Below are 20,238 nucleotides of genomic sequence, written 5' to 3'. Positions count from 1 at the left end.
TTCTCTTCTTCTACGGGTAGAGGGAGACCACGTTGCCGGACTTGTCGATCACAGTGACCTCCTTCAGTCCGTCGATCGGCCAGTCGTTCAGCTGCTTGCGCATGGCGCCCACGTCGACGTCGCTGTCGGACAGGTTCAGGACGATACGGTCGGCCTGCCCTTCGTCGACCTTCTTCTGGATGCCGGTGGCGATGGATCGGGGATTCTTCGCGGTGGGCGCGTAGCAGTCCATCACCTCGCCCTCGACGCGGTAGTCGGGGTTCTTGGTCGTGCCGGGGACGTCGGGGTTCTGCTCGACCTTGTAGCCGTTCTTCGCGAGGATGTCGGCCGACTCGTTCTCCCGGGTGAACGCGCGCACGGTCGTCGGGTCCGCGTTCTTGGGGATGTTGGTGACGCGCCCCTCGGGGCTGGCGTTGGGGTCGGCCGGCTTGGAGGGCTGGGTCCGCATGTCCGGTGAGCTGCTGCCGCCGCCCCCGCCGTTGCTCTCCATGTTGACTCGGTCGGGTCCCACCGCGTCCTGGGCGATCTGGCTCGCGCCGAGACCGGCCATGCCGAGGCCGGTGGCGATGACACCGGCGGAGGCGATGTTGACGGGCACGCCGATGGCCGCACCGACACCGGTCATGTCCAGGCCGACGCCCAGGATCTCGCCGCCGGCGCCGAGCGTCGCGAGACCGAGGCCGCCCGCGATCTCCATAACGGAGCCGGGGTCGTGGATCATCGCGTTGCCGACGGAGGCCAGGTCTGCGACGGCGGTCTTGCCGACGTCCAGGAGGAAGTCTCCGGCGTCGGAGAAGAAGTCGCCCACATCGTCCAGCCAGCCGGGCTCCTCGGGGGCCTTGTCACGGCCCTTGGCGATCGTGTCGGCCGCGGTGTCGCCCGCGGTCTTGAGCTGGCTGCGTGCGTTGCTCAGGGTGTGCTGGGCGGTCGTCCTGGTGCCGTCGCCGGGATCGGTGAACGGCAATTCGTGGCCTTCGCTCTTCTCCTGCGCGTCGTGCTCGGTCTTGGCCTTGTCGGTCGCGGCCTGGGCTTCGCCCCACTGCCGGATCGCGTCCTTGGCCTGCCCTTGCGCCCACTCCAGGGTCGACTTGTAGGTGGTCAGCGCGGTGGCGGCGTCATGGAAGCAGTCGCCCGCCTCCAGCCACTTCTGGGGCTCGCCCTTGAAGGCGGCCCGGAACGCGTCGCCGGCCTTCCCCGACCACCCGTCGGTGGTGTCGATCCGTTTGAGCCCCTCACCGGTCGAGTGGAGGGTGTCGCCGTAGCTCTTCAGCCAGGCGGCGGTCGACCCGACCGCATCCGGGTCGCCGGGTACGAGCTCCTTCGGGTCGGACGTCTCTCCGAGTTCCTTCGCCACTACTTCGCCCCCGGGTCCTCGCCGTTGTCACGGCTGAGCGTGCCGTGCAGGTGCCCGGCGATCTGCCCGTCGAGCTTTCCGTAGGCCTTCACACTCGCGTTGAGGCGCTGGGAGACCTGGGCGGCGTCCTTGCCGAGGTTCTCCACGCCGATCTCCCAGCGGGTCAGGAAGTGCCCGAGGACGTCGGCCAGATGGTCGTGACCGACGTCCTCCTTCTTGTGATCGAGGTCGCTGACCTTCTTGAACTGTAGCTTCGCCAGGGTGTCGGTTATGCCAGAGGCCGCCTTGTCGAGCGAATCCAGGTCGACCTTGAACCCGTCCGCCATCAGCCCTCCCCCGTGTCTCTTCGATCGCTTTTGGGGTGAACAGGTTAATGGATGCCGGGATGACTACCTTTGGTTCCCCCTGTACGGCAGGGTTCGAAGCCGCCCGGGACCGGTCACTTGACCAGGCGTGACCAGTCACCCGGCTGTCCCGGGTCCAGCTGGCGCAGCTTGTCGAGCACCTTCGGGTCCTGGGCGTCCAGCCAGTCGGCGACCTGACGGAAGGAGACGCAGCGGACGCCGTCCCGCTTGCAGACGCTCTTCATCACGTCCTCGATGGCCTGCATGTAGATGCCGCCGTTCCAGTCCTCGAAGTGGTTGCCGATGAAGAGCGGGGCCCGGCTGCCGTTGTAGACCCGCTCGAAGCCGGCGAGGTAGCTCTCCCGGGCCTCCTTCTCCCAGGCGGCGTACTTCTTCGGGTCGCCGTTGAGGTTGTCCCCGGACTGGCCGGCGAGGAAGTTGTAGTCCATCGACAGGCCCTGGGTCGACCTGGCGGGGAAGGGCAGCAACTGCAGCGGGAAGTTCCAGATGCCCTCCTTCTTGACCGGCCAGACCTGGAACTCGCCCGGCGAGCTGGCGTCGTAGCGGAAACCCGCCGCCTTCTCGGCCGGGAGCAGTGTCTTCTGTCCCTCCAGACAGGGGGCGCGGCCGCCGACCAACTCCTTGGTGTAGTCGAAGGGGAGGGGCGGGAGGTCCTTGAAGCCGGTGTTGGTCTTCCAGTTGGTGACGAAGGAGACGGCCTGGTCGAGTTCACTCTTCCATTCGTCGGTGCTCCACTCGCCGCCGCCCTTGGCCTTGCAGAAGTGGCCGTTGAAGTGGGTGCCGATCTCGTTGCCGTCCAGCCAGGCCAGGCGCAACTGCTCCAGGGTGTCCTTGATGTGGGGGTCGGTGGCGAAGTCGATGGAGGCGGCGCCCGCGTCGTGCTGGGGTGGGTGATAGAGGGTGCGCTTGGACTTGGGCAGGGTGTAGAGGCCGCTGAGGAAGAAGGTCATCTGGGCGTTGTTCTCCACGCCGAGCTTGCGGAAGCGGGAGAACAGGTGCTCGTCGCCCTCCAGCGCGCCGTCCCAGGAGAAGACGACGAACTGCGGCGGCTTCTCGCCCGGTTTGAGTTTCTCGGGCGTGGGCTGCTTGGGCTGGGGGCCGGTGTAGGAGGTGGAGCCGTCGCCGAGGACCTTCACCTGGCCGTCCCAGGGCGGGGTCGCGCTGGGGGTGGGTGTGTCATTGGCGGTCGGGCCGGGGTCGGGGCTCGCCGGAGTGGTACCGGCGGCGGTGGGTCTGTCCCGGGAGTCGGGGCCTCCCGTGCCCAGGGCGAGGGCCGCGAGGACCCCCACCGCCAGCAGACCGGCCGTGCCACGAGCAGCCCGCACCCGTACCTCCATAGTTCGATCAGAAGAACACTTGATCGATGACTAAGGGGGCGGGTGCGGTTGCACGCCTCACAAGTTCTCTACGTTTGAGCGCGGCTGAGGTGCTGTCGGAAGGCCTCGGCGCCGGCCAGGGTGTAGAAACGCCGGATCCGGTCCGAGGAACCGGGCATGCGCAGGTACTCGTGGGTTTCGAGGTCCCAGAGACCCCAGCACTCCAGCTGAAGGAAGTGCGGGCTCTTGGCGTCGATCAGGCGGATCTCGTACGCGATGCGCGGCGGCTCGTTCTTGCGGATCCAGGCCTGGGCGTGGGCGTAGGAGTAGAAGCGGAGCGGCTCTTCGGCCGGGGGGAGGGCCTTGACGAGGAGGTCGGTGCTGCGGTCGCGGACGATCCAGGCTTGGTAGGAGGCGCCGTGCGGGGCGTCGGCGGGGACGGCGGTGTAGCGGTCGGTCGTCTTCGGCGGGTCGCCACCTGGATGAAGCCGGAGGCCTTCTCGACGCGCTCGGCGAACTCGTTGAACTCGCCGTCGATGGGGGAGATGGTGGCCTTGCTGGGGATGAGGATCGCGCCGGCGCGGTTTTCGAGGAGGCGCTGCAAGGCGGCCTGGAGCATGGGCCGGTGCTCGGGCCCCTTCACGGCGGCTTCGTCGTCCACGACGATCAGCGAGATGTCCCAGCGGAAGGCGTGGGCGTAGGCCTCGCACTGCCTCAACTCGCGCTCCGGGAAGCGGGAGTTGGTCCTGGCGAGGTAGATGACCACCTGGGGACGATGCGCGGTCTGCGGGGGCATGGGGCAGTTCACCGCTCGCTCCTCTCTGTAGCGATACGACTACCGGTGGTGCCCACTGTCGGCTAAGCTTGGGAATCGTTCAACTTGTCTGCGGCTCAAGTGGAATTGGATGTGAGCTGTGAACCGCAAGGAACTTGATCCAACGTCATCCCCTCGTGAGTCCTTCGGCGCACTGCTTCGCAGCTCGCGCGAGGCGTTGGGCTGGACCCAGCAGGACCTGGCCGCAGCCATGGGGTACTCGGACAGCTACATCTCGGCGGTGGAAACGGGCCGCAAGTCCACCAGTCGGGACTTCGTCAGGGCGGCCGACAAGGCGTTGGGGACGGGCCAGACGCTTGAGTTGATGTGGGTCGGGATGAGGAGGAAGGGGTTCCTGGAGGGGTTCCCTGAGCACGCTGGGCAGGAGGCCCGCGCCTTGGAGATCAGGGTTTACGAGCCGAATCTCATTCCTGGGCTTCTCCAGACCAAGGCCTATGCTTCCGCGATCGAAGCGGCCGGGGTGCGGCGTGGCAGCACTACACCGGACCAGGCTGAAGAGCGAGTGAAGTTCCTCGTTGCGCGACAGCGGCTTCTCAGGCGCGCCGAGCCGCCGGTCATCCACGCGGTGATAGACGAGAGCGCCGTCTGTCGCCCGGTGGGCGGCGCTGCGATCATGCGAGCGCAGCTTGATCACCTGGCTGACATGGCGTCCAGGCCCCACGTCATCTTCCAGGTGGCTCCGTTCGGACTGGCTGAGCATGCTCCGTTCTGGTCCTTCGTCACTCTGCTGACGTTTGCGGACCGTTCTGTGGTCGGTTACACGGAGGCTGCGGATCACGGCTTTGTGGTGCGGGACGACAGGACTGTCAGGGCATGGGAAAAGGCCTACGATCGGTTGCAGGTGGAAGCGCTGACCAGCGCCGCGTCCCTCGACCTGATTCGCAAGGCCCGAAAGGAACTTTGACCCATGCCCCGCCCAGACATGTCCCGCGCTTCCTGGTTCAAGTCGTCGCACTCCGGTAACGGCGGGTCTTGCGTAGAGGTTTCGCCCGACTTCCCCGGCGTCGTTCCCGTCCGTGACTCGAAGGACCCGGAAGGGCCGGCGCTCGTCTTCCCGATCGAGGCCTGGCAGTCCTTCGTCGCTGCGACCGCCTCCGGCGAGTTCGGCGCCATCTGACCGAAGGCGTCGGCCGTGATCCCTGCTGTTCGGAAGGAGCTTCAATGACGGACCTCAACCTGGCCGCCGCCCGCTGGGTGAAGTCGAGCTACAGCCAGCAAGGTGGCAACTGTATTGAGGTGGCCCTCGACCTGGCTGGCGCTCGGTGGGTGAAGAGCCGCTACAGCGGCAACGGTGGCAACTGCATCGAGGTGGCCTCCGACTTCCCTGGCGTGATGCCTGTCCGTGACTCCAAGGATCCCGAGGGGCCCGTGCTCCTCTTCCCGGCCGAGGCGTGGCGGTCCTTCGTGGCCGCGACCGCTGCCGGTGAGTTTGGCGACATCTGACCTTTGACCTGGCTGACGAGCCCCCGGCCGACCGAGTCCGGGGGCTCGTTGCATTGACAGGAGGCCCCCTGCAGTTGAATGCTAAGCAAGCGCTTAGTCATCGACCGTCGTCCCAGAGGAGCCGCCCGATGTCCGAGACCCCCGCCGGCCCGCCGGGCCTGGACCTGGCTCGCCTCCGCACCCACCTGGACCGGGAGCTGCCCGGAACCGTCCAGGGGCCGCTGCGGGCCGACCTCATCGAAGGGGGCCGCTCCAACCTCACGTACGTCGTCACCGACGGCGCCTCCCGCTGGGTCCTTCGCCGCCCCCCGCTCGGGCACGTCCTCGCCACCGCCCACGACATGGGCCGCGAGTACCGCGTCATGTCCGCCCTGCGCGGCACCGGCGTACCCGTGCCCCGCATGCTGCTGATCGACCACGACACCGACATGCTCGGCGCGCCCTGGTACCTCATGGAGTACGTCACCGGCACGGCGCACCGGGACCGTAAGACGCTGGCCGCCCTCGGTGAGCAGCGGGTCAACGCGCTCGGCCGCCGTCTGGTCGAGACCCTGGCCACCCTGCACCGGATCGACCCCGTCGCCGTCGGCCTCGCCGACTTCGGACACCCCGACGGCTACCTGGAGCGCCAGCTGCGCCGCTGGTCCAAGCAGCTCGCCGCCTCCCGCAGTCGCGACCTCCCCGACCTCGACCGGCTGCACGCCCTGCTCGCCGAGCGCCTGCCGACCTCGCCCGCGCCCGCCCTGGTGCACGGCGACTACCGGCTGGACAACGTCCTGGTCGACGACAGCGACGCGATCGCCGCCGTCCTCGACTGGGAGATGTCCACCCTCGGGGACCCGCTCACCGACATCGGCCTGCTCGTGATGTACACCGAGCTCGCCGGCGTCGGCGGCGGCATCATCCCCTCGGCCATGACCGCCCCGGGCTTCCCCAAGGCCGACGAAATCGTCTCCTACTACGCCGAGTTGACCGGCCGTCAAGCCGGCGACCTCGACTGGTACGTGGCCTTCGCCTCGTTCAAGCTCGCCGCCGTCGCCGAGGGCATCCACTTCCGCTTCCAGCAGGGCCGCACCCTGGGCGCCGGGTTCGAGCGCGCGGGCGAGATGGCCCCGATCCTCGCCCGGCACGGCCTGAGCACCCTCAAGGAGAACTGATGGACTTCGCCTACGACGCCCGGACGAACGAACTCCGCGAGCAGCTGCTCGCCTTCATGGACGAGCACGTCTACCCGGCCGAGCCCGTCCTCGCCGAGCAGCTCGCCGACCCGGCCCGCGGGGCCTGGGCCGTCCCGCCGGTGATCGCCGAGCTCAAGACCGAGGCCCGCAAGCAGGGCCTGTGGAACCTCTTCATCCCCGGCGAACACGGCGCCGGGCTGACCAACCTCCAGTACGCCCCGCTCGCCGAAATCACCGGCCGCAGCCCTCAGTTGGCCCCGCCCGCGCTCAACTGCGCGGCCCCCGACACCGGCAACATGGAGTTGCTCGCGGAGTTCGGCAGCGCCGAGCAGAAGGAGCGCTGGCTGCGCCCGCTGCTGGACGCCGAGATCCGCTCCGCCTTCGCGATGACCGAGCCCGAGGTGGCCTCCTCGGACGCCACCAACGTCGCCACCCGGTTCGTCCGCGACGGCGACGAGTACGTGATCAACGGCCGCAAGTGGTACATCACCGGGGCGATGAACCCGGACTGCAAGATCCTGATCGTGATGGGCAAGACGGACCCGGACGCCGCCCCGCACCGTCAGCAGAGCATGATCCTCGTCCCGCGCGACACCCGGGGGGTCACCTTCAAGCGCGGCATGACGGTCTTCGGCTACGACGACTCGGATCACGGCGGCCACGCCGAGGTGCTCTTCGAGGACGTCCGGGTGCCGGTGGAGAACCTGATCGGCGAGGAGGGCACGGGCTTCGCCATCGCCCAGGCCCGGCTCGGCCCCGGCCGCATCCACCACTGCATGCGCGCCATCGGCATGGCCGAGCGGGCGTTGGAGCTGATGTGCCGTCGGACCAGCGCGCGCGTCGCCTTCGGCCGTCCGCTCTCCGAGCAGGGCGTGATCCAGGACTGGATCGCCGAATCCCGGGTCCGCATCGAGCAGTTGCGGCTGCTCGTCCTCAAGACAGCCTGGCTGATGGACACCGTCGGCAACCGCGGCGCGCACACCGAGATCCAGGCCATCAAGATCGCCACCCCGATCACCGTCGAGTGGATCCTCGACAAGGCCGTCCAGGCCCACGGCGCCGGCGGCACCGGTCAGGACACCCCGCTCGCCCAGCTCTGGGCCGGCGTCCGCAGCCTGCGCCTCGCCGACGGGCCGGACGAGGTGCACAAGCGCTCGCTGGCGCGGCGGGAGCTGAAGAAGTACCTGTAGCGTCGAACGCCGTCATACCGGGGTACTACAGCGGGACTTGGCACCCCGGTATGACGGTTTCCGCCCCGCCTCGCCCGTACCGTCGCCCGTGTTGAAGGCGAACACGGAACCGAACGAGGGGGAACGGCGATGAGCAGGCGAGGACGGGCCGTGGCAGCGGCACTGTTGGCGGCGACGGCGACACTGGGCGTGGTCGGCGCACCGGGCGCGGCGGTGGCGGCGGTGGCGGCGCCGGGGCTGGGCACCGAGCAGCAGGCCAGGGCCTGGCTGCCGCAGCCCACCGGGCCGTACCCGGTCGGCACGACGTCCCTGCAGCTCACGGACGACCGCCGGGACGACCCCTGGAAGCCCGGGCAGCACCGCAAGCTGATGATCAGCTTCTGGTACCCGACCGCCCGGCCCGCCACCGGCAACGACCGCGCGCCGTACATGGTCCTTGGCGCCGCCGACCACTTCGGCAGCGCCGACAGCGTCGGTCAGAGCGACTACGGCTTCGAGCCCGGCCGCACCGACTGGGCAGGCATCCGCACCCACGCCCGCCCCGACGCGCCCGCCCTGCCCGGCGGCAAGCGGCCCGTCGTGCTGTACTCGGCGGGCTTCGGCGACCCGCGCACCTGGGGCACCGCCCTGGTGGAGGACCTCGCCTCGCGCGGCTACGTCGTCGTCACCGTCGACCACACCTACGACGCCTCCGAGGTCGCCTTCCCCGACGGGGACCTCGCCACCTCCGTCCTCCCCGCGCTGATGGCCCAGCCCGGCCTCGACGTCGGCGCCCTCCTGCGCAAGACGCTGCAGACCCGGGTCGACGACACCCGCTTCGTCCTGGACCAACTCGCCGCGTTGCGCCGCGACAAGCAGCTGCCGGCCGGCCTCGCCGCCTCCCTCGACCTCGACCGGATCGGCATGGTCGGCCACTCCGGGGGCGGCTCCACGGCCCTCCAGACCATGCACGACGATCCGCGCCTCAAGGTCGGCGTCAACCTCGACGGCCAGCTGCACTTCCCCGGCCCGGACGGGCGCACCGGAGTGTTCCTTTCCAGCGTCGCCCAGGACGGCCTGACTCGGCCCTTCCTGCTCATGGGCACCCAGAACCCCGACTCCGGCAGCTACCACCGGCAGCCCGGCTGGGACGCCCTGTGGCAGCACAGCACCGGCTGGCACGCCGACGTGACCCTCACCGGCTCCCGCCACGGCTCCTACACCGACGCCCAGTCCCTGCTCCCGCAGCTCGCCCGCCAGGGCGCGATCAGCCCCGAGAAGCTGGCCGAAGACGTCGGCGACATCCGCCCCGACCGCGCCGAGCTGGCCACCCGCAGCTACGTCGCCTCCTTCTTCGACCGCTGGCTGCGCGGCCACGACGACCACCTGCTGGACGGGCCCTCGGCGCGGTTCCCGGAGATGACGTACGAGCGCTGAGAGCGGCGGGCAACGTCGGGACGCCGTCCGACCGGGCCGCCCCGCGTCTGAACGGCACTGCGCGGGAAGTCGGCCGGGCCGACTTCCCGCGCAGTGGGCACGGTGGTGAGGTATCAGGCGAGCGCCAGGCTGATCTGGTCGTTGAAGACCACCCAGTGCTGGCCGGGGTCGGCGGCGTCACACGGCTTCGTACCGACGGTCGGGGTGTTCCAGGTGTTGGCGAGGCAGTAGGCCGGGGCGAAGGTGAGGCTGATCTGCTCACCCGAGACGGTCCAGTACTGCCCCTTGTCCTTGGGGTTGCACGGCTTCACCGAGACGGTCGGGCTGCCCCAGGTGTTGGCGAGGCAGTAGGCCCGCGCGTTGCTGAGGGAGATCTGCTCGCCCGAGACGGTCCAGTGCTGGCCGGGGTCGCCGGTGTTGCACGGCTTCGTGCCGATGTTCGGGGTCTGCCACGCGTTGGCGAGGCAGTAGAGGCCGGGGGTGCGCGGGGCCGAGTGGGTGGTCTCGGCGGCCCCCGCCTGACCGGTGGGCAGGAAGGAGGCCGTGAGCGCCAGGGTGGCGACGGCGAGAGTCTTGCGGAGGGCGATTGCCATGGGGCAGTTCCGTTCTCGCTGCGGGGCGTGCGGTTCGCGCACGACCATGGTGTGATGTCACAGCTCAGGCCCGAGTGCGATGCCAATTGGAGCATCGCTCGTCAGCGAACCAACAGAGCCGTGCGGTGCATTCACCTGAACGGGTAGCACGGCGGATCCGGCGTTGACCCCGCCGGTCACGGCACCAGCGGACCGTGCTGGTCGGCCCGGCTCCGAGCCGGGAACCCGCGAAGGCTCCCGGTCGCCCACATCGCGATGGGTCACGCCGTGGCGAGCGAGACCTCGGTGGACTTGATGAGCGCGACGACCGACGACCCGGCCTGCAGGCCGAGTTCGGTCACGGCGTCCTTGGTGATGGCCGCGGTCAGCTCACCGCCTTCGACGGACACCTTCACCGTCGCCATGGCGGACCCCGCCGCCACATCGACCACCCTGCCGGGGATCTGGTTGCGGATGCTCAGACCACCGACCGGTCCGGTCGCGAGCGCGACCTCCGTGGACTTCACCATGGCGCGGACAGCAGTGCCCGCGGCCAGCCCGAGGTCCTTCACGGCGTCCACGGTGACGGCCGCCGTGATCTCCTGGCCGCCGTCCAGGCGGGCCTTCACCGTCGCCATCGCCGCACCGGTGGTGACGGAGGTGACAGTGCCGGGGAACTGGTTGCGGATGCTCAGGCTCATGGAAACCGACCTCACGGGAGAGAGGGGCAGGAACTCCTCCTGCCTTGCGCTGACCACCGTAATCACCTGGTCACAAGCCTGCAGAAGCCTCCTCGCGCGTGCGAGTGAGCAACACCGGATCCATCCGCAGATCAGAGGCCACGAATCCGGAGGTGCCGATCGGAAGGCGCTCCCTAGCGGATCTCCGAGCCCGGGTTGGCCTCGTCCCAGGCCGCGCGCGAGTCGACGATCGCGTCGTGGTGGTCGTAGGACCAGTCCACCATCGCCCGCACCAGGTGGGTCAGGCTGTGCCCGAGCGCCGTCAGCTCGTACTCCACCTGCGGGGGGACGGTCGGGTGGACGGTCCGCGACACCAGGCCGTCGCGCTCCAGCCGGCGCACCGTCAGGGTCAGCATCCGTTGGGAGATGCCGGTCAGCGCCCGCTGCAGCTCGCGGAACCGACGTACGCCCTGGGCGAGTTCGACCACCGCCAGCACCGACCACTTGTCGCCCAGCCGGCTCAGCAGGTCGCGGATCCCGCAGTCCACGCCGTCCTCGCACCACAGGACGGGACGGGGGGTGGTTACCGTGGTGTGCCCTACGGACATGGAAGTGCCTCCTTACGCCGGACGCCCAGGCTATCGAGGATGGTCGCGTAGCCAACGGCCGATCATCCCTGGAGGGGAACCATGCTGCTCGTCACCGGTGTCAACGGAGGTCTCGGCACCCTCGTGCTGGAGAGGCTCGGCGCGCGCGAGGGCGTCGTCGCGGGGAGTCGGACGCCCGAGCGGGTGTCGGCCGAAGTGCCCGCCCGGCTGGTGGACTTCGACCGGCCGAAGACCCTGGCGGAGGCCTTCGCCGGGGTGACGACCCTGCTGCTGATCTCGGCCGGCGCCGCCGAGGACGACGTGGTGATCGCCCGGCACGGCGCGGCGATCGAGGCGGCGGAGAAGGCGGGCGTCGAACACGTCGTCTACACCAGCCTCTCCGGCGACGGCGACCACCTGCCCTACGCCCTCGCGCACCGCTGGACCGAGCGGCGGCTGCGCGAATCCGCCGTGCTGCGCTGGACGGTGCTGCGCAACGGCCTCTACGCGGAGCTGCTGGCCGCGATCGCCGCGCCCGGCCCGGACGGGGTGATCACCGCGCCGCTCGGCACCGGAGGGCTGGCGGCGGTGGCCCGGGCGGACCTCGCCGAGGTGGCGGTCAACGTCGCCGTGGCGCCGGCCGCGCACGCGGGCCGCACCTACGAGCTGGTGGGGGAGCGGGCGGTGGGCGGTGCGGAGGTGGCCGAGGTGCTCGGCGCGGAGTACCGCCCGGGCGGGTTGGGGGAGGCCAGGACGGCGGTGGCGGCCTCGGACGCGCTGGACTTCCAGGTGCCGATGGTGGTGGGCACCTACTCCGCGATCGCCCACGGCTTCCTGGCCGGGCCGGGCGCACCGGGCGACCTGGCGGCGCTGCTCGGTCGCCCGCCGCGCCCGGCCCTGGAGGTCATCGCGGGGCGCTGACCTCGTCGGTGGCCTTCGCGACCCAGTCGGGTAGCGGTTCGCGGCAGGCCAGCCAGACCTGCGGCACCCCCGCCAGTCCGGTGCGGGCCGCGACCACGCCGCCGGTGATGGCGCAGGTGGTGTCCACGTCGCCGAGGCCCTCGGCGGTGGTCCACAGCGCGTCGGTCAGGCTGTCCAGGTGGTGCGCGGCGGACCACAGGGCGAAGGGGACGGTGTCGCTCGCCGTGATCCGCTGTCCGTTGCCGAGGAGGTCGGCCGCCCGCCAGGGTGCGGTGTCCGCGGGCAGCCCGGCGGCGCGGTGCAGCCCGTCCCGGACGGCGCCGGCGGGGGTGCGGTCGGCCACCGCACTCAGCAGCTCGCTGCCGACGGGCGCGGGCCCGGTGCGGCCGCGGGCGGCGAGGGCCGCCGCCAGGGCGACCGCGACCGCACCGGCCATGCCCTCGGGGTGTGCGTGGGTGACCTCGGCGGACAGCACCGCCTGCTCCGCCGCCTCGTCGAGGTCCGCGCAGAACCAGGCACCCAGCGGTGCCACCCGCATGGCCGCGCCGTTGCCGAGACTGCCCTGACCGTCGAACAGCTCGCGCGCCCCGGTGCGCCAGTTCCCGGGCTGCTCCGCCAGCTCGGGCAGCAGCAGGTGCATGCCGTGCCCGTAGCCGCGGCCCGGGTCGGCCAGGTAGGTGGCCCCGAAGGCCTTGGCGAGGCGCTCCTGGTGCACCGCGTCGAAGGCGGTGAGGACCCCGTACACCGACAGCGCCATCGCGGTGTCGTCGGTCCAGTGCCAGGGGCCCTCCTGCGGCGTGCGCCGGGCCCGGATCTGGTCGAACGCCTCCCGGGGCGGCCGGAAGAGGGGGAACCAGCGCTCCCCGAATCCGTCCCCGAGGGCCAGGCCCTCCAATGAGTCGCGAGCGGCGGAAAACGATGTCATCCGGGCATCCTGGCAGGGGCCGACGCCTCCGCGCACCCGGATTCCCGGCCGTGCGGGCTGCTGACGGGGACTGACCGTCAGGGCGGCCGGCGCAGGAGAACGAGTCCGCCCGCCGCAACGCCGAGCGCGCGTCCTGTGGGTCTTCGCCCGATCCGACGAGACCCACAGGACACGCCCGGCCCGCTACTCCCCGAGGACGACGATCCGGCCGGTGCTCAGTCCGTCGGCCACCCGCTGGACGGCGTCCGCGGCGCCGGCCAGCGGCACCCGAGCACTGATCAGGGGCCGGACCACGCCCTGCTCGGCGAGCTTGGTCAGCTCGTCGTGGGCGGCGCGGACCGCCCGCGGGTCGTGGGTGTTGTAGAGGCCCCAGTGCAGGCCCAGGATCGAGTAGTTCTTCACCAGGGCGTGGTTGAGCGCCGGCGCCGGGATCTGCCCGGCGGCGAAGCCGACCACCACGATCCGGCCCTCGAAGGCGACGCACTTGGCGGAGCCGGTGTAGGCGTCGCCGCCGACCGGGTCGAAGACCACGTCCGCGCCGCGCCCGCCGGTGGCCTGCTTGACGGCCGCGACGAAGTCCTCGGCCGTCCGGTCCACCACCAGATCGGCGCCCAGCGAACGCGCCGTCTCCGCCTTGGCCGCGCCGCCGACCACGGCGATCACCCGCGCCCCGGCGGCCCGGCCCAGCTGCACCGCCGCGCTGCCGACCCCGCCGGCCGCCGCGTGCACCAGCAGGGTCTCGCCGGCCCGCAGCCGGGCCCGGCGGTGCAGGGCGAACCAGGCGGTCTGGTAGCCGATGTGCAGCGCGGCCGCCTCCGCGTCGTCCAGCGCCTCGGGCGCCGGGAACGCGGCCGCGGCGTCCAGCAGCGCGTACTCGGCGAAGGCGCCGTGCGGCAGCACCGGGTTGCCGATCACCCGCTCGCCCCGCCGGGCGCCGTCCGCGACCTCGCCGCACAGTTCCACGCCGGGCGTGAACGGCAGCGGCGGGCGGACCTGGTAGTGCCCGCGCACCATCAGGGCGTCCGGGAAGTTGACCGCCGCCGCCCTGACCCGGACCAGCAGCTGGCCCGGGCCGGGCACCGGCTGCGGCACGTCCCCGGCGAGCCGCATCACCGCGGCCGGCTCGCCGAGCTCACCCACCTGCCAGGCCCTCACAGCGCCTCGCTCCTCTCCAGGCCCTGCTGGAGCCGGTTCATCCCGGCGATCCAGCGCTCCGGTTCGCTCGCCCGGACGCGGTAGTACTCGGCGACCTCCGGGTGCGGCAGGATCAGGAAGCGGTCGTGGCGCAGCGCGTCCATCACCTCCTCGGCGACGTCCTCAGGGTCCAGCGCCGTCGGGGCGAGCAGGGCCTGGCCGACCGGGCCGGTCGAGGCCAGCATGTCGGTGCGCACGCCCTGCGGGCAGAGCGCGTGCACCCGGATGCCCCGGTGGCGGTAGGTCGCGGAGAGCCATTCGGCGAAGGCGAGCGCGCCGTGCTTGCTGACCGCGTACGGGGCCGAGCCGAGCATGGTGAGCAGCCCGGCGGCGGAGACGGTGGCCAGGAAGCGGCCGTTTCCGCGCTCCAGCCAGCGGGGGAGCAGCAGCTCGGCGGCCCGTACGTGCGCCATCACGTTGACCTCCCAGGCGCTGGCCCAGGCCGCGGCGGGGGCGTCGGCGCCGCCGACCGGGGCGACTCCGGCGTTGGCGCACCACAGGTCGATCTCGCCGAGCTCGGCGCGGGCCTGGCCGACCAGGGTGGCCAGGCCGGTGGCGGAGGCGGCGTCGCCGGGCAGGGCGGTGCCGCCGCAGTCCTCGGCGACCTTGCGGGCGGCCTCGGCGTCCAGGTCGTTGACCACGACCCGGGCGCCGGCCCCGGCGAAGGCCTTGGCCAGGGCGGCGCCGATGCCCCGGCCGGCGCCGGTCACCACCACGCCCTGGCCCGTCAAGTCGTCTGTCACATGCCACCGCCGAGGGTGACGCCGCCGTCCACCACGAGGGTCTCGCCGGTGATCCAGCCGGCGTCGGAGGAGAGCAGGAAGGCGACCGCGCCCGCGACGTCCGCGGGGACGCCGAGCCGGCCCAGCGGGTAGGCCCTGGCGACCTCCTCCTCGCGGCCCTCGTACAGCGCCTCGGCGAACTTGGTCTTGACCACGGCGGGGGCGACGGCGTTGACCCGGATGCCCTGCGGGCCCAGCTCGGCGCCGAGTTCGACGGTGAGCCGTATCAGGGCGGCCTTGCTGACGCCGTACACGCCGATCCCGGGCGAGGACCGGATGCCGGCGATCGAGGCGACGTTGACGACCGCGCCGCCGTGCTCGCCCATCCACGCGGCGTGCGCCCGGCGGATCCAGGCCAGCGGTCCGAGCACGTTGACGGCCATGATCTTGGCGGCGGCCGCGTCGTCGGTCTCCAGCACCGGCCCGTAGACCGGGTTGATGCCGGTGTTGTTGACCAGGTGGTCGAGCCGGCCGAAGGCCTCCAGGGTGCGGGCGATCGCCTCCTCCTGGTGGGCCGGGTCGTCGGCCTTGCCCGCGACGGCGATCGCGTTGTCCGGGCCGCCCAGGTCGCGGACGGCCTCGGTGAGCGGCTCCGGGTTGCGGGCGGTGAGGCAGACCTTGGCGCCGCGATCGACCAGCTCGCGCGCGATGCCGAGGCCGATGCCCCGGCTCGATCCGGTGACGACGGCCACCTGGCCCTTGAAGGAGTGCACCACGGAGGGTCCTGCCTTTCGCGCGAGGATCCTGAATCCCGGATCCTGAGGGACGGTCGCTGACTAAGCGCTTGCTCAGCATGCTGTCGGTGCGGGAACCTGTCAACAGTCGGCGGGCGCCACAGCCTGCCGGTTGACCGGCCCGACAGTCCGCCGAACGGTCGGCGGGAATGCCTGTACGAGTCTTCTGGGAGGATGGCGCCATGACCAGAACGCCCATCGCCGACCTCTGGCCGACCCTGCCCGGCGCCGACACCCGCCCCGAGGCGGCGTACCGGCTGCTCCAGGCGGCCGTCGAGTCGTTCGCGGAGCGCGGCTTCCACGCCACCACCACCCGGGACATCGCCACCGCGGCCGGGATGAGCCCGGCCGCGCTGTACATCCACTACCAGTCCAAGGCCGCGCTGCTCGCCGAGATCAGCCAGGCCGGGCACGCCGCCACCCTGGCCCTGGTCCGGGCGGCGGTGGCCGGGGACGGCGGCCCGGCCGAGCGTATGCGGCGCCTGGTCGAGGAGTTCACCGTCTGGCACGCCCGGGCCCGGAAGGTCGGCCGGGTGGTCAACTACGAGCTGCACGCGCTGCCCGAGGACGCCTACGCGGTGGTCGCGGCGCTGCGGCTGGACATCGAGCGCGAGGTCAGCACGCTGATCGAGGCGGGCGTGGCGGCGGGCGAGTTCGAGGTCTCGGAGGTGCGCACGGCGGCCCGTGCGGTCACCTCGCTGGGCATCGACGTCTCCCGCTGGTACACCGAGCGCTCCACCGAGACGCCGGAGGAACTCGGGCGCCGATACGGCGAGTTGGTGCTGCGGATGCTCGGCGCCCAGCTCTGACCGGCCCGTCGGGAGGGCCCGCCGGGAGGGCCTCTCAGGCCTGAGAGCCGCGGGCTCACGCCGCGCCGATCAGCAGGCGGACGGCGAGCCAGCCGACCAGTGCGGCCGAGCCGAGGGCGGTGAGCAGGCGGCCGCGGGGGCCGGTGAGCGCCCGGCCGAGCAGCGCGCCGCCGGAGGCGAGCAGCAGCTGCCAGCTGGCGGAGGCGGCGAAGGCCGCGGCGGTGAACACCGCCCGGGCGAGCGGGCCCGAGGTGGCGCCGTCCCGGCTTCCGCTGCCCAGGACGAGGGCGGCGAAGTAGAGCACGGTCAGCGGATTGAGCAGGGTGATCCCGAGCAGGGTGAGGTAGGCCCGGAGCGGGCCGGGCGGCGCCTCGGCCGCGAGCGTGGTGGTCCTCCGGCGGCTGCGCAGGGCGGTGACGGCGGTGCGGGCGGCGAGCGCGAGCAGCACCAGGGCCGAGGCGAGTCGCAGCGGCCGGGCGACCGGTTCGAGCAGCGGCGCCAGGCCGGTGCCGCCGACGGCTGCGAGCAGCGCGTACAGCCCGTCCGCGGTGGCCACGCCGAGCGCGGCGCAGGCTCCGGTGCGCAGCGAGCTTCGCGCGGTGAGCGAGACCAGGTAGGCCCCGACGGCACCCACCGGTACGGCCACGCCGTACCCGGCGAGCAGCCCCGCGACCAGCGCGGCGCTCACGCGTGGGCGCGGTCGGGCCTCCGGGGACGGCCGGGCTGCTGCTGGACCGGGGCCGGGCGTGCGGCGGCGGTCACGGGCAGCGGGCGGGCGGGGGTGTCGGTCATGGGTCGATCGTGGCGGCCGGAACGCGGGGGCGGCAAATGGTTTTCCGCAGCCGCCGGGTAGCGTGGGCACGCCGGTGACCACGTGTGCGAAGGAGACCTGATGGCAAGTCAGAACGACCCCGTGCGTGCCATGTTGGCGGAGGCCTGGGCCTCCTGGGCCGAGCGCGGCGCGGCCCTGGCGGCGGAGGACTGGGACCGGCCCACCCGGCTGCCCGACTGGACCGTCCGGGAGCTGTACGCGCACGTGGCGCCGGTGCCGGAGATGTTCACCGGGCTGCGGGTGGCGGTGCTGGACGGCCCGGCCGAGGTGACGAGCGGGGCGGGCGTCCTGCGGGCGTTCAACCGGCCGGGCGGGATCGCCCACACCGACGCCGGGCAGGTCGCCGACACCGCCAAGCAGGTGGCCAAGGCGGCCGAACCGGCCGCGCTGATCGCCCGGTTCGGCGTGGAGGGCCCGGCCGCCCTGGCCGATCTCGCCGACCTTCCGCCCAGCACGGTGGTGGCGCACCCGCTGCTCGGCAGTGCCACGGTGGGGGCGCTGGGCGAGGTGGCGCTGATGGAGGCGACCGTCCACCTGCTCGACCTGATCGCGGCGGTCGGCGGTCCGACGCCCGCCGAACGGGCGCTGGACTTCACCCGCGACCTGCTGGCCGAGGTCGCCGATCCGGTGGCCTTCATCGAGGCGGCGGCGGGCCGCAGTTCGGCGCCGGTGCTGCCGGTGATCCGCTGACCCGGCCGTCCCTTCTGTGTCGTTCTCGCTGGTCAGTCGTATGATCTGCACCAGGAAACGGCAGCAGTGGGGGACGTCAGTGGACTCGTTGTGGAACCTGTGGTGGGTGGTGCCCGCCGTGCTCTACGGCGGCGGGTCGGTCGCCGGCCGGGTGCGGAAGGGACTGAAGGTCCGTCACAAGCGCAAGCTCGAAGTGCTCGACGCCCAGCACCGCCAGCGTCTCGCGCTGGAGGAGGCCAACCGCCCGCCCGAGCCGGTCTGCGGCTGCACCCACCACCTGGCCAAGCACGACAAGCAGGGCCGCTGCCACGAGGTGGTCGAGACGCCCACGGCGTGGGACGCCGACCGCCGGCCGGTGCGCTACGAGCCGGGACAGTGCAACTGCCAGCAGTACGTGGGCCCGGAGCCGCTGGGCACGGTGTTCGCCCCGGAGCTGGTCGACCCGCGCTGATCGGCTCACGCTGATCGACCCGCGCTGATCGGGGCACGCTGACTGGCTCGTGCTGAACAGGGAGCGGCCGCTGCACCCACGGGTGCGGCGGCCGCTCGTTCGCGTCAGCCGAGCGCGAGCGTGCTCAGGCGGTCGGAGGCGCCGTTGAGCGGGCTCTGATCGCGTCGACAGCGTGTGCGGGGCAGGCGCCCGAGTGTGACGCCGATCCCAACCCGAACAGATCATCTGTACCCAAAGTGTCGACGGCAGTTCGGTGGGCGATGGGCAATTCGGCCCAAACCAAGACTTAAACCGTGAGCCCGCTCACACTGGAGCAAGGTCCACGACAGGCGATAGTGGGCACGCCCCGGCCGCGTCCGCAATCCTCGATGGCGACATTTGCGCAGCTCGGCGGCATTGGAGGGCCGCGTGGGCCACCCTTTGAATCGACGCCGACCGCCCCTGAAATACGACGGCCAGTCGTAGCAAGGGGGTCTTGGCAGCGGCCGATCCCGCCTGGCAACAATTGCTCCACCCAGCCACACCGGCTCCCGTCTCGCCGGATGCGGCTTGTCCCCGAATCGCGCCCCACGACCATCGGCCCCTGTCCGGCCATGGTCGAGGCGGGGCGTGACGCCGGCCCAACCCGATTGAGGTCCAGTTCGCCATGTCCAGTTTCAAGCTTCGTATGCGCACCTCTGCCGCTCTTCTCGCCTGCACCGCCGGCCTGACCGCGCTGGGCGCGGGCCTGATGCCCGCCACCGCCTCCGCCGCGACCCTTTCTCCGAAGGCCATCGCCGCCCGGATGGTGCCTGCGAAGCAGCTGGCCTCCTTCGACCAGATCATCTTCCACGAGTCCAGCTGGAACGTGCGGGCGACCAACCCGAGCTCGGGCGCCTACGGTCTGGGCCAGGCGCTGCCCGCCTCCAAGATGGCCTCCGCCGGTTCGGACTGGCGGACCAACCCGCGCACCCAGATCAAGTGGGCGCTGAACTACATGAACACCCGCTACGGCAGCCCGAACGCCGCCTGGGCGTTCTGGCAGGTTCACCACTGGTACTAAGCCGACCGATCGGCTCACCGAACTCCCCCCCGCTACCTTGACCACTCTCCCCATCATCCCGGGGGTCGGACAGGGGCCACCGGGATGACCCGACAGGGCCCGTGCCCGCGCGATGCGTGGCACGGGCCCTGTCGCGGTTGTGCGCCCGTCGGCGACGGCGGCACCCGGTTGCACGCCCTCGGGCGTCAGCCCCAGCAGCTCGCGCACCGGCGGCCGGCCAGCCGTCGCCTCGTCCAGCGACGCCAGCCGGCCGCGATCCGGGCAGCGGGAGGCAGGACGGGACAACCGCCGACCTGGCCGCCCGCCACGAGCCTGGCGCCTCCACCCTGACCGGGGTAGAGAGCACCTCAGCGGCCTCGGCGTGCAGCAGGCGGCGCAGGGTGTGTCGGCGCATCAGGTCGACGGCGTGTCGGACGCCGCCGTCCGGGCCGACGCCGATCAGCTCCGTGCCGCAGACGTCGTCGGTCCCCGGGCTGTCCGGGTACTTGCCTGCGGCCGGCACCCGGACCACCAGGCCGTGATCGGTCACCAGTGCCGTCACCACCCGCAGGTCGGTGAAGGTAGGAGACCCGCACTCTCCGCCGGGGCCGGCCCCGAGCCGTGCGTGACGGGCCCTCACGGTCGTCACCGCGATCTGGCCGCAGCGCCCCTCTTCGGAGGTGGCGGTCCATTGCGCTCCGCCCCTGGTCCGGCGGTCCGTGGCCACACCGTCCGCGGTGTCGGCGGGCGCGGACTCCTTCGCACGCGGCGCCCGTGCGGAGGGGAGCTGACGGACCGTGGCTGTCCAGGCAACTCCTGCCTCCTACACCACGGTGGCCGGCTCCGCCAGCGCTGGTGCCACCAGAGGCGAAGCGGGCGAAGCCGAGGTTCGATGGAGGGGACGTCCGCCGGCTGGTGCCTGCCCCCCCCCCAGCCCGCGGCC

23 protein-coding genes are annotated in these 20,238 nt (G+C 71.8%); 11 read left to right on the top strand and 12 right to left on the bottom strand.

What is annotated here, in order from left to right; genetic code table 11:
- Window positions 1–10: 10 nt before the first annotated feature.
- The 4 genes from ACFQ87_RS35985 to ACFQ87_RS35970 all read right to left on the bottom strand — a co-directional run bounded on the left by ACFQ87_RS35985 (window position 11) and on the right by ACFQ87_RS35970 (window position 3,843).
- Window positions 11–1,354, bottom strand: coding sequence for a putative T7SS-secreted protein (locus ACFQ87_RS35985; RefSeq protein WP_380615134.1), 1,344 nt, complete (start codon window positions 1,352–1,354; stop codon window positions 11–13).
- On the bottom strand, window positions 1,354–1,680 hold the full coding sequence (locus ACFQ87_RS35980) for a hypothetical protein (RefSeq protein ID WP_380615133.1): 327 nt from the start codon (window positions 1,678–1,680) through the stop codon (window positions 1,354–1,356). The genes ACFQ87_RS35985 and ACFQ87_RS35980 overlap by 1 nt, the downstream gene beginning before the upstream one ends.
- A 113-nt stretch (window positions 1,681–1,793) precedes the next feature.
- A complete protein-coding gene (locus ACFQ87_RS35975; RefSeq protein ID WP_380615132.1) occupies window positions 1,794–3,056 on the bottom strand; it encodes a hypothetical protein in 1,263 nt (420 codons plus the stop codon).
- A 235-nt stretch (window positions 3,057–3,291) separates the two neighbouring features.
- Window positions 3,292–3,843 carry a recombinase family protein gene (locus ACFQ87_RS35970; RefSeq protein WP_380615131.1) on the bottom strand — a complete coding sequence of 184 codons (552 nt, stop codon included), beginning with the start codon at window positions 3,841–3,843 and terminating at the stop codon, window positions 3,292–3,294.
- Between the two features lie 106 nt (window positions 3,844–3,949).
- Here ACFQ87_RS35970 and ACFQ87_RS35965 point away from each other — a divergent pair, with 106 nt between their 5' ends.
- The 6 genes from ACFQ87_RS35965 to ACFQ87_RS35940 all read left to right on the top strand — a co-directional run bounded on the left by ACFQ87_RS35965 (window position 3,950) and on the right by ACFQ87_RS35940 (window position 9,097).
- Window positions 3,950–4,774 carry a Scr1 family TA system antitoxin-like transcriptional regulator gene (locus tag ACFQ87_RS35965; RefSeq protein WP_380615130.1) on the top strand — a complete coding sequence of 275 codons (825 nt, stop codon included), beginning with the start codon at window positions 3,950–3,952 and terminating at the stop codon, window positions 4,772–4,774.
- Window positions 4,775–4,777: 3 nt separating this feature from the next.
- A complete protein-coding gene (locus ACFQ87_RS35960; protein ID WP_380615129.1) occupies window positions 4,778–4,987 on the top strand; it encodes a DUF397 domain-containing protein in 210 nt (69 codons plus the stop codon).
- Between the two features lie 44 nt (window positions 4,988–5,031).
- Entirely contained in the window at window positions 5,032–5,313 is a 282-nt protein-coding gene (locus tag ACFQ87_RS35955; RefSeq protein WP_380615128.1) for a DUF397 domain-containing protein, read from the top strand.
- A gap of 128 nt (window positions 5,314–5,441) precedes the next feature.
- On the top strand, window positions 5,442–6,470 hold the full coding sequence (locus ACFQ87_RS35950) for a phosphotransferase family protein (RefSeq protein WP_380615127.1): 1,029 nt from the start codon (window positions 5,442–5,444) through the stop codon (window positions 6,468–6,470).
- Window positions 6,470–7,681: an acyl-CoA dehydrogenase family protein gene (locus ACFQ87_RS35945; RefSeq protein WP_380615126.1), complete on the top strand. Its 1,212-nt coding sequence runs from the start codon at window positions 6,470–6,472 to the stop codon at window positions 7,679–7,681. The genes ACFQ87_RS35950 and ACFQ87_RS35945 overlap by 1 nt, the downstream gene beginning before the upstream one ends.
- 150 nt (window positions 7,682–7,831) lie before the next feature.
- A complete protein-coding gene (locus tag ACFQ87_RS35940) occupies window positions 7,832–9,097 on the top strand; it encodes an alpha/beta hydrolase family protein (RefSeq protein WP_380615125.1) in 1,266 nt (421 codons plus the stop codon).
- A 113-nt stretch (window positions 9,098–9,210) separates the two neighbouring features.
- Here ACFQ87_RS35940 and ACFQ87_RS35935 read toward each other — a convergent pair whose 3' ends face one another.
- The 3 genes from ACFQ87_RS35935 to ACFQ87_RS35925 form a co-directional block, all read right to left on the bottom strand.
- Window positions 9,211–9,690, bottom strand: coding sequence for a ricin-type beta-trefoil lectin domain protein (locus tag ACFQ87_RS35935; protein WP_380615124.1), 480 nt, complete (start codon window positions 9,688–9,690; stop codon window positions 9,211–9,213).
- Window positions 9,691–9,950: 260 nt separating this feature from the next.
- Window positions 9,951–10,370, bottom strand: coding sequence for a molybdopterin-binding protein (locus tag ACFQ87_RS35930; protein ID WP_380615123.1), 420 nt, complete (start codon window positions 10,368–10,370; stop codon window positions 9,951–9,953).
- Between the two features lie 173 nt (window positions 10,371–10,543).
- The gene (locus ACFQ87_RS35925) at window positions 10,544–10,957 is read right to left on the bottom strand and encodes a winged helix-turn-helix transcriptional regulator (RefSeq protein ID WP_380615122.1); all 414 of its coding nucleotides are present in this window, start codon (window positions 10,955–10,957) and stop codon (window positions 10,544–10,546) included.
- A gap of 81 nt (window positions 10,958–11,038) precedes the next feature.
- On the opposite strand from ACFQ87_RS35925, the gene ACFQ87_RS35920 reads away from it, so the two are divergent.
- Window positions 11,039–11,857 carry an NAD(P)H-binding protein gene (locus tag ACFQ87_RS35920; protein ID WP_380615121.1) on the top strand — a complete coding sequence of 273 codons (819 nt, stop codon included), beginning with the start codon at window positions 11,039–11,041 and terminating at the stop codon, window positions 11,855–11,857.
- Here ACFQ87_RS35920 and ACFQ87_RS35915 read toward each other — a convergent pair.
- From ACFQ87_RS35915 to ACFQ87_RS35900, 4 genes are all read right to left on the bottom strand, one after another.
- On the bottom strand, window positions 11,841–12,782 hold the full coding sequence (locus ACFQ87_RS35915) for an ADP-ribosylglycohydrolase family protein (RefSeq protein WP_380615120.1): 942 nt from the start codon (window positions 12,780–12,782) through the stop codon (window positions 11,841–11,843). The genes ACFQ87_RS35920 and ACFQ87_RS35915 overlap by 17 nt on opposite strands.
- 183 nt (window positions 12,783–12,965) lie before the next feature.
- A complete protein-coding gene (locus ACFQ87_RS35910) occupies window positions 12,966–13,937 on the bottom strand; it encodes an NADPH:quinone oxidoreductase family protein (RefSeq protein WP_380615119.1) in 972 nt (323 codons plus the stop codon).
- On the bottom strand, window positions 13,934–14,719 hold the full coding sequence (locus tag ACFQ87_RS35905) for an SDR family oxidoreductase (protein ID WP_380615118.1): 786 nt from the start codon (window positions 14,717–14,719) through the stop codon (window positions 13,934–13,936). The genes ACFQ87_RS35910 and ACFQ87_RS35905 overlap by 4 nt, the downstream gene beginning before the upstream one ends.
- Window positions 14,716–15,474 carry an SDR family oxidoreductase gene (locus tag ACFQ87_RS35900; protein WP_380615117.1) on the bottom strand — a complete coding sequence of 253 codons (759 nt, stop codon included), beginning with the start codon at window positions 15,472–15,474 and terminating at the stop codon, window positions 14,716–14,718. Before ACFQ87_RS35900 ends, ACFQ87_RS35905 begins: the two co-directional genes overlap by 4 nt.
- 200 nt (window positions 15,475–15,674) lie before the next feature.
- Between ACFQ87_RS35900 and ACFQ87_RS35895 the strand changes: the two genes are divergently transcribed.
- Window positions 15,675–16,301, top strand: a complete 627-nt coding sequence (locus ACFQ87_RS35895; protein ID WP_380615116.1) for a TetR/AcrR family transcriptional regulator — start codon at window positions 15,675–15,677, stop codon at window positions 16,299–16,301.
- 55 nt (window positions 16,302–16,356) lie between these two features.
- On the opposite strand, the gene ACFQ87_RS35890 is transcribed toward ACFQ87_RS35895, so the two are convergent.
- On the bottom strand, window positions 16,357–16,989 hold the full coding sequence (locus tag ACFQ87_RS35890) for a LysE family transporter (protein WP_380615115.1): 633 nt from the start codon (window positions 16,987–16,989) through the stop codon (window positions 16,357–16,359).
- Between the two features lie 204 nt (window positions 16,990–17,193).
- Between ACFQ87_RS35890 and ACFQ87_RS35885 the strand changes: the two genes are divergently transcribed.
- From ACFQ87_RS35885 to ACFQ87_RS35875, 3 genes are all read left to right on the top strand, one after another.
- Complete coding sequence (locus tag ACFQ87_RS35885; protein ID WP_380615114.1) at window positions 17,194–17,823, top strand: maleylpyruvate isomerase N-terminal domain-containing protein; 630 nt, start codon at window positions 17,194–17,196, stop codon at window positions 17,821–17,823.
- Between the two features lie 40 nt (window positions 17,824–17,863).
- Entirely contained in the window at window positions 17,864–18,274 is a 411-nt protein-coding gene (locus tag ACFQ87_RS35880) for a hypothetical protein (protein ID WP_380615113.1), read from the top strand.
- 646 nt (window positions 18,275–18,920) lie between these two features.
- Window positions 18,921–19,316, top strand: a complete 396-nt coding sequence (locus ACFQ87_RS35875; RefSeq protein WP_380615112.1) for a transglycosylase SLT domain-containing protein — start codon at window positions 18,921–18,923, stop codon at window positions 19,314–19,316.
- The last annotated feature ends 922 nt before the right edge of the window (window positions 19,317–20,238 follow it).

It is taken from the genome of Kitasatospora sp. NPDC056531 (assembly GCF_042794375.1).
In the GTDB taxonomy this organism is placed as follows: domain Bacteria; phylum Actinomycetota; class Actinomycetes; order Streptomycetales; family Streptomycetaceae; genus Kitasatospora.
The sequence above is the reverse complement of the archived record's forward strand: the minus strand, read 5'-3'. Positions and strand labels throughout refer to the sequence as shown.

What these genes read in the sequence shown, in the direction of transcription:
- ACFQ87_RS35980 (WP_380615133.1), bottom strand. Translation starts at nt 1,680, where the DNA reads ATGGCGGACGGGTTCAAGGTCGACCTGGATTCGCTCGACAAGGCGGCC.
- ACFQ87_RS35975 (WP_380615132.1), bottom strand. Translation starts at nt 3,056, where the DNA reads ATGGAGGTACGGGTGCGGGCTGCTCGTGGCACGGCCGGTCTGCTGGCG.
- ACFQ87_RS35960 (WP_380615129.1), top strand. Translation starts at nt 4,778, where the DNA reads ATGCCCCGCCCAGACATGTCCCGCGCTTCCTGGTTCAAGTCGTCGCAC.
- ACFQ87_RS35955 (WP_380615128.1), top strand. Translation starts at nt 5,032, where the DNA reads ATGACGGACCTCAACCTGGCCGCCGCCCGCTGGGTGAAGTCGAGCTAC.
- ACFQ87_RS35950 (WP_380615127.1), top strand. Translation starts at nt 5,442, where the DNA reads ATGTCCGAGACCCCCGCCGGCCCGCCGGGCCTGGACCTGGCTCGCCTC.
- ACFQ87_RS35945 (WP_380615126.1), top strand. Translation starts at nt 6,470, where the DNA reads ATGGACTTCGCCTACGACGCCCGGACGAACGAACTCCGCGAGCAGCTG.
- ACFQ87_RS35935 (WP_380615124.1), bottom strand. Translation starts at nt 9,690, where the DNA reads ATGGCAATCGCCCTCCGCAAGACTCTCGCCGTCGCCACCCTGGCGCTC.
- ACFQ87_RS35930 (WP_380615123.1), bottom strand. Translation starts at nt 10,370, where the DNA reads ATGAGCCTGAGCATCCGCAACCAGTTCCCCGGCACTGTCACCTCCGTC.
- ACFQ87_RS35925 (WP_380615122.1), bottom strand. Translation starts at nt 10,957, where the DNA reads ATGTCCGTAGGGCACACCACGGTAACCACCCCCCGTCCCGTCCTGTGG.
- ACFQ87_RS35920 (WP_380615121.1), top strand. Translation starts at nt 11,039, where the DNA reads ATGCTGCTCGTCACCGGTGTCAACGGAGGTCTCGGCACCCTCGTGCTG.
- ACFQ87_RS35915 (WP_380615120.1), bottom strand. Translation starts at nt 12,782, where the DNA reads ATGACATCGTTTTCCGCCGCTCGCGACTCATTGGAGGGCCTGGCCCTC.
- ACFQ87_RS35895 (WP_380615116.1), top strand. Translation starts at nt 15,675, where the DNA reads ATGACCAGAACGCCCATCGCCGACCTCTGGCCGACCCTGCCCGGCGCC.
- ACFQ87_RS35885 (WP_380615114.1), top strand. Translation starts at nt 17,194, where the DNA reads ATGGCAAGTCAGAACGACCCCGTGCGTGCCATGTTGGCGGAGGCCTGG.
- ACFQ87_RS35880 (WP_380615113.1), top strand. Translation starts at nt 17,864, where the DNA reads ATGATCTGCACCAGGAAACGGCAGCAGTGGGGGACGTCAGTGGACTCG.
- ACFQ87_RS35875 (WP_380615112.1), top strand. Translation starts at nt 18,921, where the DNA reads ATGTCCAGTTTCAAGCTTCGTATGCGCACCTCTGCCGCTCTTCTCGCC.